Source organism: Dyadobacter sp. CY347 (genome assembly GCF_021502655.1).
In the GTDB taxonomy this organism is placed as follows: Bacteria; Bacteroidota; Bacteroidia; order Cytophagales; family Spirosomataceae; genus Dyadobacter.
This window is the reverse complement of record NZ_JAKFFT010000009.1, coordinates 485,493-501,028: the sequence shown is the minus strand read 5'-3', so window position 1 is coordinate 501,028 and position 15,536 is coordinate 485,493. Positions and strand designations below refer to the sequence as shown.

8 protein-coding genes are annotated in these 15,536 nt (G+C 47.1%); 5 read left to right on the top strand and 3 right to left on the bottom strand.

Going from position 1 to position 15,536, the window contains the following annotated elements; translation table 11 throughout:
- Positions 1-123: 123 nt before the first annotated feature.
- The gene (locus L0659_RS23010; RefSeq protein WP_235128920.1) at positions 124-3,279 is read right to left on the bottom strand and encodes a TonB-dependent receptor; all 3,156 of its coding nucleotides are present in this window, start codon (positions 3,277-3,279) and stop codon (positions 124-126) included.
- 232 nt (positions 3,280-3,511) lie between these two features.
- Between L0659_RS23010 and L0659_RS23005 the strand changes: the two genes are divergently transcribed.
- Both L0659_RS23005 and L0659_RS23000 read left to right on the top strand, forming a co-directional pair.
- Entirely contained in the window at positions 3,512-4,006 is a 495-nt protein-coding gene (locus tag L0659_RS23005; RefSeq protein WP_235128919.1) for a PPC domain-containing DNA-binding protein, read from the top strand.
- A gap of 63 nt (positions 4,007-4,069) precedes the next feature.
- Positions 4,070-4,519: a helix-turn-helix domain-containing protein gene (locus L0659_RS23000; RefSeq protein ID WP_235128918.1), complete on the top strand. Its 450-nt coding sequence runs from the start codon at positions 4,070-4,072 to the stop codon at positions 4,517-4,519.
- Between the two features lie 301 nt (positions 4,520-4,820).
- On the opposite strand, the gene L0659_RS22995 is transcribed toward L0659_RS23000, so the two are convergent.
- On the bottom strand, positions 4,821-6,233 hold the full coding sequence (locus tag L0659_RS22995) for a sulfatase (protein WP_235128917.1): 1,413 nt from the start codon (positions 6,231-6,233) through the stop codon (positions 4,821-4,823).
- A 374-nt stretch (positions 6,234-6,607) separates the two neighbouring features.
- On the opposite strand from L0659_RS22995, the gene L0659_RS22990 reads away from it, so the two are divergent.
- The 3 genes from L0659_RS22990 to L0659_RS22980 all read left to right on the top strand — a co-directional run bounded on the left by L0659_RS22990 (position 6,608) and on the right by L0659_RS22980 (position 14,198).
- A complete protein-coding gene (locus L0659_RS22990; RefSeq protein ID WP_235128916.1) occupies positions 6,608-9,787 on the top strand; it encodes a SusC/RagA family TonB-linked outer membrane protein in 3,180 nt (1,059 codons plus the stop codon).
- A gap of 24 nt (positions 9,788-9,811) precedes the next feature.
- Complete coding sequence (locus L0659_RS22985) at positions 9,812-11,365, top strand: SusD/RagB family nutrient-binding outer membrane lipoprotein (RefSeq protein WP_235128915.1); 1,554 nt, start codon at positions 9,812-9,814, stop codon at positions 11,363-11,365.
- A 271-nt stretch (positions 11,366-11,636) separates the two neighbouring features.
- Positions 11,637-14,198, top strand: a complete 2,562-nt coding sequence (locus L0659_RS22980) for a TonB-dependent receptor (RefSeq protein WP_235128914.1) — start codon at positions 11,637-11,639, stop codon at positions 14,196-14,198.
- 82 nt (positions 14,199-14,280) lie between these two features.
- Here L0659_RS22980 and L0659_RS22975 read toward each other — a convergent pair whose 3' ends face one another.
- Complete coding sequence (locus L0659_RS22975; RefSeq protein WP_235128913.1) at positions 14,281-15,525, bottom strand: hypothetical protein; 1,245 nt, start codon at positions 15,523-15,525, stop codon at positions 14,281-14,283.
- Positions 15,526-15,536 lie beyond the last annotated feature (11 nt).

Here is a 15,536-nt window from a genome sequence, read left to right as displayed (position 1 = left end):
TCGAAGGCGCGCTACTCCTGGGTAACGCGCCTTCGACCGCCCGGCGGCCCGGTCCGCTCAGGCTGACATGTGCTTTAACAAGCTGACAGGCTGCACAGCCTAAACAGCCCGATTCATCCTACATCAAAACCCATATCTCAAACCAAGCTGGATTTGGTAAGGGTTGCCGTTTAGGGTGGATACACCTGTTCCGGCGCTCATGGTGTAGACGTATTGTTCTTTTGCGCGGTCGAAGCTTTTGATTGCGTAGAGGTTTTGCTTACCCAGGTTTTTACCTACACCCCAATCATGGTTCAAAAGATTGGCGACGTTGAAAACATCTACTGAAGCCTCCAATCCGTGGCCGTCAAACAGTTTGAAACGTTTCGCAAGACGCAGGTCAAATACTCCGTAGAAATCGTTGATACCACCATTGCGCTCAGCCATTTTGCCCATATCTCTTTTGATATAATCCTTAATGCTCTGCTCTGCTTCCGGGTTGTCAAGAATCGTCTGGATTCCTTTGCGGATATATTCAGGCGTTTCAGGGCTGTTCGGATTGTAAATGTAGGCCAGGTCATTCGACGATACGAAGTCACCGTTCATGTTACCGCTTACTGCCATTGAGTAACGCGTTCCGCCGATCCCTGAGTAACGCAAGCCGATGGTGACACCGTAAATACTAGGCGCTGTTCCGTAGAATACGATTTTGCTGCGGAACTGGTTGTTGGCGTAAGCCATTTTGCTCAAATCACGCGGATCGTCAGCAACCATCAGGTCAAGTGTTGCCGTGTTGGCCACGTTTCCGTTGTAGGAAGTGTTATCCTTTGCATCATTCCATGTGTAAGAAGCCGTAATCTGACCGTCTTTGAAGTAACGATACGTTCCGTCGATCACCACAGCATATTGGTTTTTCTTTCCATCGCTGGTCAATTCAAGCACGCGGCCCACGTTCTTCGTTTTACGACTGTTCAACCAGTTTGTTGCCCCATTTTTTTCGGTAATGCTTTCAGCAGGCACATATACGCCGCGGTTGGCTTCTGCCGTAATGCGGAAGAATGGATCTTGCACCATGTTGCGGTCAACATACATATAGTTGTTGCGCGCCCATGAAGCATATCCGCTCACGCCCACACGAAGACGGTCGCTAAAAAAGTGGTTGTAAGAGAAGTTGGTTTTATACACAACCGGGATTTTCGCGTCTTTGCTGTTTGTATTGATAGTTACCAATCTTTCAATGCCAGGAATGTTGAAAAGCTCTGCGCCTGGTGCTGTTGAAGGATCTGCGCGGTAGCCTGGGAAGTTTGGTTTTGGAACCAGGTTACCCTGGATTTCCACAGAAGCAACCCTTGTTCCGTCAAATAACATGTTGTTGATCATCGAGTAAGGGTTCAAAGCTGAGCCAAATACACCCGCACCAAAGCGAACGATATCTTTGCTCTGCTCATTCACATCCCACGTAAATTGCACGCGTGGCTGCAATTGCGTTGTATTGATCACATTGTCCGTACGCAAGCCCAGTTCATCGAAAACCACCTGGCTGAAATTCGCTTTGTTCAGATATTGTGTGTTGTCCAAACGCAAACCCGCCATCATTTCAAGACCAAGCGCCAGCTTTGTATCCATTTGCGCATAAACACCTGTGCTCAAAGAATTTACAACATTGCTAGGGTCTTCCAGCAGGTTGATTTCCCTTGCATAACGGTAAGGTGTCTGGTTCGCGAAGTTTTCCAGACCTGTGAAGTAAAAGCGTCCGTTCATCTCGCTACCATAACGCGACTTCATGCGGTTGTACATCAGGTCCAGACCGAAAGTGAAATTGATCTTTCCTGTGCTGTAATAAAAGTTATCAACCAGTTGAACCACAGTTCCTTTGAACCATTCAGGTGAGAAACGCTGGCCACCGATCTGGATGGAAGTGTTGTAATTATTTGTTCCTGAAACAGATTGCACGTTTTCAACAATGGCACGGGGAATCCCGTCCGAAGGAAGTTCAGAGCTAGGAATAATTGCCTGATCTTCGTAAAAATGCTGCAATTTCAGTTCATTCGTAATTTTTGGATTGATAATCGTGCGCAGTGACGCCATGATGCTGTTATCGAATCTTTTGCGGTCGATGTAGGATTCATAAGCATTGATATTGCTGTTGTCACCTTCCGAAAGTGCGTCGTTTTCGATCACCATGTTGTTACGCAAGGTCAAAAGGTTCTTTGAATTCAGCTGCCAGTCGATCTTGGCAAAAATAGCATCCGTTCCTTTTTTCTTTCCAAAAGCACCAAACTGAGGGTTGTTTGAAACACCATATTTACTTCTGGCGATGTCCGTAAACTGATCCAATGTCGCTTGCGTTACTTTATTTGCAGCTTCGTCAGCCGGCGACTGAATGTTTGCAATGTATAGCGGACGTGAGTCAGCCTGATGGTCCCACGCTACGAAGAAATGCGCTTTGTCTTTCTTGATCGCTCCTCCCAAAGATGCACCATACTGATAGGTAGAGAAATCCTGCACTCTTTTGTTTCCTCTCAAATCATAACCACTTGAAAGCCAGTCTGTACGCATAAATGTAAATGCGCTTCCTGAGAGCTTGTTCGTTCCTGACTTGGTCACCGTACTGATTGTACCACCACCTGAACGGCCCATTGTTACATCGTATTCGTTGGTAACCACCTTAAACTCGCGGATCGCTTCCATAGAAATGGAATAGGCACCCTGTGTCGAGCCGCCCGCAATTGTTCCTCGTGAGGTCATACCATCCAATGTGTAGTTGGTAGAAGAGGCAAGTTGTCCACCTAAACTGCTCCCGTTGCTCAAAGGCGAAAGGTCGATCAGCGAGGTAAAGTTCCGGCCGTTAACAGGCAATTTGGCGATGTCTTTGGCTGTGATCGGTGTAGAAGAGCCTAGTGTTACCACTGTGTTTTTCAATGAGTTGGCCTTAATATCAACAGCTTGCAATTCAGTAGCGCTGTTTTCCATCGCAAAATTCAGCCTCAGCTGATCGCCCTGGTTCAAGGCGTATCCTGTTTTCTTTTGTTCTCCAAAACCAATAAAAGAAACTGTGATGGAGTAAGGCGAACCAAGCGGCAATTGCTTGATAATGTAATCGCCATTCATGTCTGTAACTGTACCCGCCTGGAAACCAGTGGATTCGTTTCTGACCAAGACGGTCGCGCCCGGGATCGGGCCTGCATTCACTTCGGAGACTTTCCCAATGATGGTTGCTTCATTGCCCTGCGCAAATAAGGTGGCCGAGCAGAAGACCATTGCGAATGCCACAATAAGTCCGGTAATTAATCGATTCATTTTTTGTGAGTTAATTGAGTAATAGTTGTGATTGGATAAAATGTGCCTCGTCAGGGCAGGGAGGTTTAACGCCCGCAAAAGTAGACAGGCAATGTTAAGGCTGTGTTAACGGTGGATTAACCAATAATTAACCTTCTCGGGGCTGCGAAATATGAGGATACAAACAATGTTGCACCGGCTGGCGGCATAGTTATTTGATGGCAGGACATCATCACCTAACCGACATATCACCATGCAGACTATTAGTTTTCTTTCGCTGCTGCTCTTGTTTTCTGTTTTAAAAACCCATACAAATGCGCAGGAAATTCCAAAATATGTAAAAGTGCCAACGGGCTTTCTGATGGTCCTCCGGCAGGGCGATGATGTTTTTGCTGAGCTGGAAAAGTTAGCCGTAAAGGAAAAGATCCCATCCGCAAACCTGAGCGGCATGGGTTTCGTCAATGTAAAATTCGGCTTCTTTAATTTCGACACGAAGGAATACGATCCAAAGGAATTCAAGAAAGTTGAGCTGGCCTCCATGAGCGGCACAATCGCCTGGAAAGACGGAAAACCGTCCCTGCATTGTCACGGAACAGTCACGGGAAAAGACTTCACCGCCCATGGCGGCCATATGCTCGCCGCCACAGTAAGCACCGGCTCTGTGGAAATCATTGTAACCGTTCACGACAAAAAGTTGGAACGGGTCACCGAACAGCCGTTGGGTGCGAATGTGCTTAGTTTGGAATAAATAGACAAGCTGATTTCGTTTCGTTTATTTCGTTTAGCGTATTTGTTAAAACTTACTCACGACATGGAAAATGTATTGGAAAGGCCAACACAACGGGAACAGCAAATGGCAAGCGAATCGGTTGCAAATTTTAAGTCGGCTGTCTTCGGGCGAACCTCAGATAGTGTCAACATTAGTATTCAGGAAAGCGGGGAGTCCTTTGCAATTCCTAGGAAAGCGCTTGAATTCCTGTCTAATATCCTCTCTGTCATGGCGGAGGGGAAAGCAATTTCGCTGATTCCTTCCGAGTCTGAGCTGAGTACCCAACAGGCAGCAGATATGTTAAATGTGTCCCGTCCTCACATTGTCAAGATGCTTGAAGACGGCGTGATCCCTTTTAAAAAGGCAGGAAGTCATCGGAGGATTTTACTGGAAGATCTGATGAAATATGCTGGTCAGCAAAAAGCCATAACCAAGAGAAACCTGAAAATGCTCGCAAAGCAAGCACAAGACCTAAGTCTTGGGTACGAATGATCCATTCTGCAAGGTTCATCGCGATTCTCAACGCTTGTGTTTTATATCCAGCGCCAATACGTGATTTGCTGTTAAACCGACCGGACATTCTTGCGGCGCAATTGAAAAAGACCACTGCTGCAATGCAGATGTAATAGTTACAGCAAATTTGAAGGATTTCCCAAATCACTATTTGAAACAATTTGACATTGAAGCGCAGCATCCGGAACTTTTTATTACAAATTTGATAGAGCTGAATCCGGAAAGTGCCGTGACAGCCTTCCGAAATCAATTAGCCAATTTGCGAAACCCGACTTCTCAATTACTCCCCCAACCGCGGCAGGGCCTTCCACCAAGCTAGTAACTTCTGACTTAGTTCGTCCCGCTTTTTAATGTTGCCGGATGCCAGGTTGTTGGTTTCGGATGGGTCTTTGTCTAGGTTGTAGAGTTCCGCGTTGGTGCCGTCGTGATTCATGAGCAGTTTCCATTGTCTCGATCTTATGGCTAGTTGCGAGCTTTTGTCGGCGCCTTTGGGGTAGGCGTAGGCAATGTTGTTTCGACCGTATTCCCAGAACATTTCATTTTTTCGTGAGGAAGGTTTGCCCAGCAAGACTGCGGAACGATCTAGGCCGTCGCTTTTGTAATTGGCGGGTAATGCTATTCCGGATAGTTTGGATAAGGTCGGGAGCAGATCGGTTGCATGTAGTTCGGAACGTTCATCTGTTTTTCCGGTGGGAATGTGGCCGGGCCAGGTGACGATGAAAGGCATCCGGATGCCGCCTTCATAGAGCGAAAGTTTGGAACCGCGGAACTGGCCACTTCGGGAACCGTTGCTTCGGGAGTCGTCGCTTCGGGAGCCTTTGAATGTTGGCAGCGCGCCGTTGTCGCTGGTGAAGATGATGATCGTATTGTCGAACAGACCACGCTCTTTCAGTCCGTCGATGAGGCGGCCGATCTGCATGTCGTATTCTTTGAGGACGCGTTTGAAAGCGGCTTCCGACTGCGGTTTTAAGGGTTCATCACCAGCTTCCAGCTCAGGCACCCAAGGTGTGTGGACTTCGTCGGGCCATAAATTTACGAAACAGGGCTGGTCCTTGTGCCGGCTCATGAAATCCAATGTTTTATCAACGAAATAGGAGGTGCGGTTCCATCGTTTAATGCTGTCTTTGTCGGACCAGATCCAGTTTGTGGCGGTCAGTAAGGGGTCGGGTTCAGGGCTTTCGTAGGTGCTTGCGTGCTCGTCTATTCCGTATTGTGCAAACTTCGGGGCGTCTGTAACGTCCCTGCCGCCGCCCATGTGCCACTTCCCAAAATGCCCCGTCGCATAACCCGAACTTTTGAAAAAGCGGGCAATTGAAGGCGCCTCGGGATTCAGAAAGTCAGCTTGTTCAGCGTCTTTGTTATGGCTTTTCTTATCAAGAAACGTTACGAAATTCCATTTTCCGGGATACATTCCAGTAAGGATGCTGGCACGTGAAGGCGAACAAATGGGCGCTCCTGCGTAATAGTTTGTCAATTTCAAACCGCTTGCAGCGAGTTTGTCGATGTTTGGAGTAGGGACCATACTGCCTTCAAAGACCCCTACGTCGCCCACGCCCATATCGTCAGTCAAAATAATGATTACATTGGGTCTTGACTTGGGGTGTTCAGAATTCTTACGCTGGGCAAAGACGGGCAAGAATTGGAATAACAACCAAAATCCTGCTGATACTTTGATAAGGTTTATTCTTTTCATCACCGTTAACCGTTAATCTTTGAGCCAGCCCTGCGGCTTGGCAATAAATAAAAGGAATTCGCATGAGATCCGTGCGTGATCCTGCACATATATAGCACGTTAATGCTTGGCGATAAGGGATAAGCAATCAACGAATAAGACAAATAAAATTATTATTCTATAAATTCGATAGAGATTAGATATTTAATCTCTTTTTAATAAATTTGCAAAAGAATTGTAAGCCACTATCACGCTTACACCCTTGGACAAGTGATTTAACCAAATTAAATTTTTAAAACAGCCCATGAAAAAGAATATTATCCAATTGAATGTTCGGAAAAGTGCCGTGTAATTTTACAAAACTTAATGTTACCTCTCTTATTAAAATACAATTCATGAAAACACGATTTCTATATCTATTTTTTCTAACATTTCTCGCAATGGGAACTGTCGTTGCCCAGCAAAGGGTCATCACCGGGATCATCAGGGATGCGAATGATGGCTCACCGCTTCCCGGTGCTTCGGTGGCTGTAAAAGGAACTTCTTCCGGGACACTTTCGGATGCGGACGGCGCTTTTAGTTTAAGTGTCAGCGACGACGCATCTATCCTTGTCGTTTCATTCATTGGTTATCTGGCTCAGGATGTGGCGATTGCCAATGGCGATAAAATTGCCGTGGCACTGAAAGCCGACACTAAAATCCTGAACGAAGTGGTGGTAACCGCCCTTGGGATCTCGCGCGAAAAGCGGGCACTGGGTTATGCTGTACAAGAAGTGAAAGGCGAAGCATTGCAAACGCGTCCTACCAACGCATTAAGCGCACTTTCTGGTAAAGTGGCTGGTTTGCAAGTGGTTACATCGGGTGGGAATATGGGCGGTTCGTCACGTGTGCTTTTGCGCGGGGTGAATTCGATCTCAGGAAACAACCAGCCATTATATGTCATCGATGGAACGCCAATCGACAATGCGGATCTGAACAGCGCTGCGACGAGCTCAGGCAGTGGAGGAAAAGATGTTGGTAACATGATCCAGGACCTTAACCCGGATGATATCGAGAACATTTCGGTGCTGAAAGGGCCGTCTGCGGCTGCGCTTTATGGAACCAGGGCGGCAAACGGCGTCATTCTGATCACAACTAAAAAAGGAAAAGAGAACAGCAAGGTGAACATCGCGCTGAACACAGGCATTGAATTCGAGCAGATCGTGCGGCTGCCTAAGCGCCAAAAATTGTATGGCGGCGGCTTTTCAAGCACATTTCAACAGGCAAACATTGATGGCAAAGATTACAACATTGCCGAATATGCCGTAGATGAAAGCTGGGGCCCGAAACTGGATGGAACGCCGGTGCTGCATTGGTATAACCTTGACCCTGAAAATACGGCGGACTACCTGAACCCGCAGCCATGGAGTTATCCCAAAAATGATGTTCACACATTTTTTGAAACGGGAGTTGCCAATACAAACAGCCTTTCTGTGAGCGGCGGAAACGCGAACTCGACTTACAGGCTTTCGTATACCAATAAAAATGTAAAAGGAACCGTCCCGAATTCTTCACTGAAAAGAAACTCGATCAACTTTTCGGGTTCGACGCAGCTGGGTAAGTTGAAGGTTTACAACAATTTTAATTATATCAAAAATCAATCGACGGGCCGGCCATGGACGGGTGCTACGAACCGGAACATTATCCTCGAAGCATTCCAGTGGGGCGCTGTGCAGGTGGATTACGAGAAGCTGAAAAACTACAAAAGAGCCGACGGAACGCAGATCCTGTGGAACCGGAGCGGCTATCAGAACACGCCTGCCGGAGAAGCTGCCAAGTTTATCGATAACCCTTACTGGTCGGCGTACGAAAGTTATCTGGATGAAAACCGCGACCGCTTTTATGGCAATGTGGGTTTAGTTTACGACGTAAACAGCTGGCTGAAAGTGAGCGGAAAAGTGAATGCGGATGTTTATAATTACCAATATCAGGACCGCATCGCCGTCTATTCCCGTACCCAATCGCAGTATCAGGAATACATGAATAATTTCAGTGAATTCAACTACGAGTTGCTGGCTTCTGCCAACAAAAGCTGGGGCGATATTTCATTGAATGTGAACGCCGGGGGGAATATTATGAGCCAGAAACGCCGCGTGAGCGATGCCGTAACACAAGGCGGATTGATCATTCCTGAATATTATAATCTCAAAAACGCAAGCTCTGTTTTGATCAATTCCAATGCTTACCGCAAGCAGATCAACTCGCTTTTCGCCAGCTTTTCTTTGGGTTGGAAAAGTCTGCTTTTTGTAGATGGAACATTGCGTAACGACTGGTCTTCCACATTGCCCGTTGCTAAAAACTCTTTTGCATATCCTTCATTAACAACCAGTTTGATCCTTAGCGAGCTGAACGGCGTTGAAGATTGGACTTGGCTTGATTTTGCAAAAGTTCGCTTGGGATGGGCCCAGGTTGGTAATGACACGGACCCATATCAGTTGCAGCGTGCTTACGAAGCTTCGCAGTCATTTGATGGATTGGCGTCTTACAAACTACCTACGCAGCTCAATAACCAGGCTTTGAAACCGGAGATCACAAGCTCGTGGGAAACAGGTTTGAGCATTCAGGCATTTAAGAACAGGGTAGGGGTGGACGTAACTTATTATGACAATGTAAGTCGCAACCAGATCATCAATATTCCCGTTTCTTCGGCATTCGGGTATGATTCCAAGGTGATTAATGCGGGCAAGATCAATAACAAAGGTGTGGAAGTGACATTGACGGGAACACCCATCCGCCAGAATGGTTTTGAATGGAATTCGAGCCTGAACTGGTCGCGCAACCGCAACAAGGTGATTTCACTTGCGCCGGGCGTGAATACATTCCAGCTGGCAAACAGCCTGGTCACATTGGTTGCACGTGAAGGCCAGCCTTATGGACAGATTTTAGGCAATGATTTTATCTATGCAGCCGATGGCCAGAAGGTGATCAAGGCAGACGGAACTTACGACCGCGGTCAGCAACTGACGCCGCTGGGGAGTGTTTTGCCAAAATATCTGTTCGGTTTCCAAAACAGCTTTACTTACAAAAACTTTAACCTGGGCTTCCTGTTGGATGGCCGCGTGGGTGGAAAATTCTTCTCGCAAACCTATAAAGTGGGTATGTATGCTGGTGTGTTGGACAAAACCGCTGCCAACAATGTGCGTGAAACCGGCGTAGTGCTTGACGGTGTGAAAGGAACAGTTAAATACAATGCAGACGGCTCGTACGAGGTTACAAACACATCGCAAAACGACACACGCATCACGGCACAAGCATGGGCGCGCGGCGAATACAGCGGCCCGACGCCTCAGACGATCTTCGATGCGACGTTTGTAAAGTTGAGAGAGGTAACATTCGGTTACAGCCTGCCATTGGCAAACAAAACCGTGAAATCAATCTATTTCGGCCTTTATGGACGTAACCTGGCCAACATTTACACAGCCAGCAAATACATTGATCCTGAGTTTACAAGCAGCGGAGGAAACATTCAGGGCCTTGAAGGCGGAAGCATTCCGGTGCCCGCAACTTACGGTCTGAACGTGAATGTGAAATTTTAATTTAAAGTTTTAAAAGAGAAGACCATGCAAAAGTCCATATATCAAAAAAGCCTGATTCCCCTCGCCATCGGTGCGCTTGCATTCCTTGCTTCATGCAGCGACAACCATTTTGAGGAAATAAATGAAGATCCGAACCGTCCGGGTAACGCAACGACGACAACGATCTTGCTATCGGCTGAAAAACAGCTTATTGACAACATTCGGAATGAAAACAGCTCCCTGCGCGGCACCCAGCTGTTCGCTCAGTATTACAGTCAGAATATTTACAGTGACCAGTCGCGTTACGACATTCCGCGTTCTTATTCAGACACATATTGGAGCAATGCTTACAAAGCGCTCAATAACCTGAACGAGATCATTATCCTGAACACCGATCCTGCTAAAAAAGATGTTGCGGCAGCCGGTGTTGCGGGTACGAATGCAAACCAGATCGCTATTGCGCGGATCCTGAAAGCCTACGCTTTTCAAGGCCTTACCGACGTTTTCGGGAATGTTCCTTACCAGTCGTATGGCAATCAGGACCCTGAATTTCAGGCTTTGCAGCAAACGCCAGAAAACCTGAGTCCGGGCTATGCAAGCCAGCAAAAGATCTATCAGGACATTCTGAACGAGTTGAAAGCGGCAGGGGATACTTTGATCAAATACAAAACGGCCAACACCTTTGGTAACTATGATGTGATTTACAAAGGTAAAAATGAGCTGTGGGCAAAATTTGCAAATTCACTCCGGTTGCGCATCGCAACCCGCATCCGGACCAAGCTTCCGGCAGAATCGAACGCGCATTTTGAGGATGCACTGGCCAAAGGAGTTTTTACATCCAATGCAGACAATGCTGTGTTCAAATATCAGGCATTGGCACCCAACGAAGCGCCGCTTTACCGCGCAACGGTAACTGCGAACAGAAAGGACTTTGCCGTTTCTCACGTGCTTATCAATGTGCTGAAAGGTGAGCTGGGAACTGTGAAAGTGCAGGACCCGAGACTGCCGATCTACGCCACTAAGAATGCGGCGGGTGAATATGTAGGCCAGCCTTATGGTTTGCCGGTTGCGGCAGCAGGCTTGCTTACGGCCACAGATGTGAGCCTTCCGGGAGCGGCCGTTAATGCAGCGGGTTATGGTGAAGTTTTGCAGGAGTATGCTGAGGTTTCTTTCCTTATTTCGGAATATAAAAATTGGGACCAGCAGGCGTATATCAATGGTGTTACGGCTTCTTTGCAGAAATGGGGAGTTGCTCCGGCTGACATTACAGCATATGTTGCAGCGCTTCCGAAAGCAGATAAGGCTAATGTTTTGAATCAAAAATATCTCGCACTATACACCCAGGGCGATGAAGCATGGAGCGAGATACGCCGCACGGGCTATCCCACATTCCTGGTAAAATCCGGCGACGTGGTCTGGCGCAGGACTGCCAATGGCCAAACAACGGATTACAAATTCCAGCCATTGTTCGGTGAAGGAGTGCCATTGCGGTTGTATTACCCGCCGAAAGAACAAAGTGTAAACCTCGCCAATTACCAGAATGCCGTGAAAGCACAGGGAAATGATGACATTACCACGTCTCTTTGGTGGAATAAATAAAGCAGAATAGGATTAAAAAAACGCAATGGTGGCTTTGCAAGGCTCCCGTTGCGTTTTTTTTTAACTTTTTTATTACCCTACCAATTCTATATAGTTTATGTTTTTATATATTTGTGGCCAAACTAATCAAACTCCTTTATGCATTCAGTTATCCTAAGAAAGGGCGCTTATTGTTGGCGGTACGCAGTTGCCTTACAAACAGGAGGTTGCTTTTCAACTTTCTGACTCCCATTTAAACCAGACAACCATTATATCGCTAATTGCAGTAAGCATGAAAAATTATTTCAAGTCAGCCATTTTAACAATTGCCTTTCTATTTCCCCTCTATTTATTTGCGCAGGATGCCACCGTTAATGCTACGGTAACCGGGAAAATCCTGGATGCCGGCACGAGCGAACCGCTTATCGGGGCCACAGTGACCATTAAAGGAACAACCAACGGGGATGTTACGGATGCCAATGGTGAATTCAGCCTGGTTACCGGCCAGATCCTGCCGTTTACCTTGATCGTAACGTATGTTGGTTATGTAAAAAAAGAAGTCCTCATTAACGACAGCAAAGTCGAGATAAGACTGGATCAGAATAACACGCAGCTTGACGACGTGGTGATTTCCTCCCGTCGCCGTCAGGAATCTGCTCAGGAAGTGCCCATTCCGATTTCGGTGATTGGTGGGACAAGGGCTGAGGATGCAGGTGCATTCAATGTGAACCGTTTGAAAGAACTCGTTCCAACCGTTCAGCTTTATGCATCCAATGCAAGAAATACCACATTGAACATCCGCGGATTGGGTTCAACCTACGGACTTACCAATGATGGGATTGACCCGGGCGTGGGTTTTTATGTAGATGGAGTTTACTATGCCCGTCCGGCCGCCACAGCATTGGATTTTATTGACATTGAGCGCGTTGAAGTTTTGCGCGGACCACAGGGAACGTTGTTCGGTAAAAACACAACCGCAGGTGCATTCAACATTACAACGCGCGCCGCGAGCTTCACAACCGGCGCCAACCTGGAAATGAGCTATGGTAACCTGGGATATATTCAGGCAAAAGCTTCGGTAACGGGTCCTTTGAGCAAAAAACTCGCTGCACGGGTTTCATTCACCGGAACACAGCGCAACGGCACGTTCTTTAATGAGCATACCCAATTGCCGATCAATGACATTAACAACATTGGGGTAAGGGGACAGCTGCTTTACACGCCTTCCGAAAAGGTGAACATTACAGTGATCGGGGATATTTCGGATCAAAAACCGACGGGTTACGGCTGGCCGGTGGCTGGTGTGGTTACGACCAAAAGAGCTGGTTACCGTCAATTCAACAGCATTATCGCCGATTTGGGATACACCATTCCTTACAAAAGCGCTTTCGAACGCAGACTGGACCTGGACACGCCTTCCAAAGCGGACAACCAGTTGGGCGGTGTTTCTGTGAATGCAGATATAAAGATCGGAAACGGAACATTAACATCTACTTCGGCGTGGCGTTACTGGAAATGGACGCCTTTGAATGACCGGGATTACATTGGACTGCCTGTATTTACAATTTCTTCGGGTAACTCGGCACACGATCAATGGTCGCAGGAACTGCGTTATTCAGGGAAGATTTCCCCTAAGTTGAGCGGTGTGATCGGCGTGTTCGGACTTTGGCAGGATTTAACTTCTGACCCGGTTCAAACGGAGGAAGCCGGTTCGGCACAATGGCGCTTCGCACAAAGCTCTACCAGCCCTCTTTGGCAAACGCCGGGCCTGTTTGATAACTTTGGTATCAGAACAACAAATCGCATCAAGAGTACCAGTTTGGCAGTTTTCGCACAGGCTGACTGGGCTGTGGCCGAGAAGTTTCACATTCTCCCAGGGGTGCGCTACAATTATGATAAAAAAGTGGTGGATTACAGCCGCGTTGCTTACGGAGGCCTGCAAACAACGGATTCGGAATTGTTGAAATTGAAAAACGGCGTTTACAGCGATCAGGCTTTCAATACGGACTATGCTGAGGGGAATTTCTCTGGCCAGTTGTCGCTTCAATACAGAGCAAGCACGCGGTTCAATGCATATGCCACTTACTCGGTTGGTTTTAAGCCTATTGGTGTGAATGTGGGCGGTCTGCCAACGGCAAACGGAGCAGTTTTGCTGGATCTGGCCAAAGTGAAACCAGAGTTTGTTGAGCATAAGGAATTCGGTATCAAAACAAAACCATCAGGAAACTCGGTACTGAACCTTACGTTCTTCCGCTCCGACATTGATGACTTCCAAACGCAGGTGCAAACGCCGGAACCAGGTGTAAACCGCGGTTACCTGGCCAATGCTGAAAATGTACGCGTGCAGGGAGCCGAATTGGACGGTAACATTCGTTTGGGTGCATTGACATTAAATGCTGCAGTTGCTTACACCGATGGTAAATATGTGAAATTCACCAACGCACCTGTTCCTTTGGAGGAAGTAGGAGGGCCGCAGGCTTTCAAGGATGTTTCTGGCGGACGTCTGCCGGGTATTTCCAAATGGTCGGGTTCAGTAGGTGGCGAAGTGGTCGCGAAAGGGAAACTGATCGGATTGAAAGGAAATTACTTCCTGAGTGTGGATGAATATTATCGTTCGGAATTTTCTTCCAGCCCATCACCATCGCAATATCTGAACATTGATGGTTACGGCCTTACAAATGCACGAGTGGGTTTCAGAGCTTCCAACGGCATCACATTCTTCGCTTGGGGACGTAACTTGTTTAACAAAAATTACTACGAACAATTGCTTGCGGCGCCGGGAAGTTACGGACAATACGCCGGGATCGTTGGGGATCAGAGAACTTACGGGGTAACGTTGAGATATTCTTTGTAGAAAATCAGGTTAAGGTTCATCATGTAAAAGAGAAGCCGTGTGATGCGGCTTCTCTTTTTGTATAATGGCCTCTATTTTTTTATTAAAATGTAAAACCAATGGCCATTTTGGAGGACAGAAACGGCTTCGATGCGCCCTCATAATGATAACCTTGAAGGAATTGTTTACCATAATGGACAGAGCCATTGATGTACATTGTTTTGAAAAGCCTTTGCTGATATCCGAGATGCAGCTCGGTCCGGACGGCTTGGTAACTCAGTCTTCGATTCAGTTCCGTCACATAGCCATTGCTTACTTTCGCGTTAAAGAATTCATAACCGCCGCGTATTCCCAGGTAGGGGCCCGAGAGGTTTTTACCACCCTTACCATTGCGCATCAGGAAATCTTGCAAAAAGTAATAGCGGAGTTCAAGCGAAGCGCCAATACTGGAATATCTGCCTTTAAAAGCATTCCGGACGTTGTGATTGGCATAATAAAGGTTTGCATCTGTCTGAACGGAAAGCGGACCCTGGCCTAGCCGCCTTTCATAAGCTATGCCAGCCCTGACTACTTGCTCATTCCACCCAATTGCAACGTAGGGCATTTCAACTTTAAACTGGCCCTTTACCAACTCATCGCACATGATCACATCACAGATTGGATTGGTGGTCGCTTTTTTCCAATCGCCAAATGCAATGCCAATGTTAGCCTGTGTGCTTAAAACAAAGTTTTTTAATTTAAAAGGCGCAGGATCCACTTCTGAAAAAGTTGAACCTGTCTGCCGCTTTTGATATATGCCAACGGAAAAATCAAAATAACCGCGGTTTAAAAACCTGCTTTGAAAACCGTAAAGCAGCCCAAATCTTGTCGCGTTATTATAATGTTCGTCAAGGAGACGTTGCTCAACGGACAACCCTATGTACGATCCACTGAAATTGTTCGCGTTGAGTCCCTTCTCGATCCGCCGGTTCATGTTGTAATACCAGCGTGCTTTCGCATTGGCCCAGATACTCACACTGCGAAAATTAAAATACCGCAGTTCCTGCGCCAGCCCGCTGTTGAACTCACTGAGTTGCGTGTAAACAGACGCCTCCACAGACAATGATGGCAGCAATTTATATTCATAACCAAAATTGAAACCCGTTCCCTGAATTTCGGAACCAACAGCGGCAATCTTAAACATCTGGCGCGTCGGCACCTTCGTCATAAACACATTTTCATAGCGGTCGATGAAGCGCTGTTTCACAAGCGTATCGGTTTCCTGATGGAACATAACCGGAATGCTGTCCTGTGCGAAAGCGGATTGGACGAGGAATAACGAAAGCAGCGGGATAAGGATTTTTTTCATAGATAAGACGG

Bases quoted from the DNA above. Each gene is read 5' to 3' on its own strand.
- L0659_RS23000 (WP_235128918.1), top strand. From the start codon at position 4,070: ATGGAAAATGTATTGGAAAGGCCAACACAACGGGAACAGCAAATGGCA.
- L0659_RS22980 (WP_235128914.1), top strand. From the start codon at position 11,637: ATGAAAAATTATTTCAAGTCAGCCATTTTAACAATTGCCTTTCTATTT.
- L0659_RS23010 (WP_235128920.1), bottom strand. From the start codon at position 3,279: ATGAATCGATTAATTACCGGACTTATTGTGGCATTCGCAATGGTCTTC.
- L0659_RS22985 (WP_235128915.1), top strand. From the start codon at position 9,812: ATGCAAAAGTCCATATATCAAAAAAGCCTGATTCCCCTCGCCATCGGT.
- L0659_RS22990 (WP_235128916.1), top strand. From the start codon at position 6,608: ATGAAAACACGATTTCTATATCTATTTTTTCTAACATTTCTCGCAATG.
- L0659_RS22995 (WP_235128917.1), bottom strand. From the start codon at position 6,233: ATGAAAAGAATAAACCTTATCAAAGTATCAGCAGGATTTTGGTTGTTA.
- L0659_RS23005 (WP_235128919.1), top strand. From the start codon at position 3,512: ATGCAGACTATTAGTTTTCTTTCGCTGCTGCTCTTGTTTTCTGTTTTA.
- L0659_RS22975 (WP_235128913.1), bottom strand. From the start codon at position 15,525: ATGAAAAAAATCCTTATCCCGCTGCTTTCGTTATTCCTCGTCCAATCC.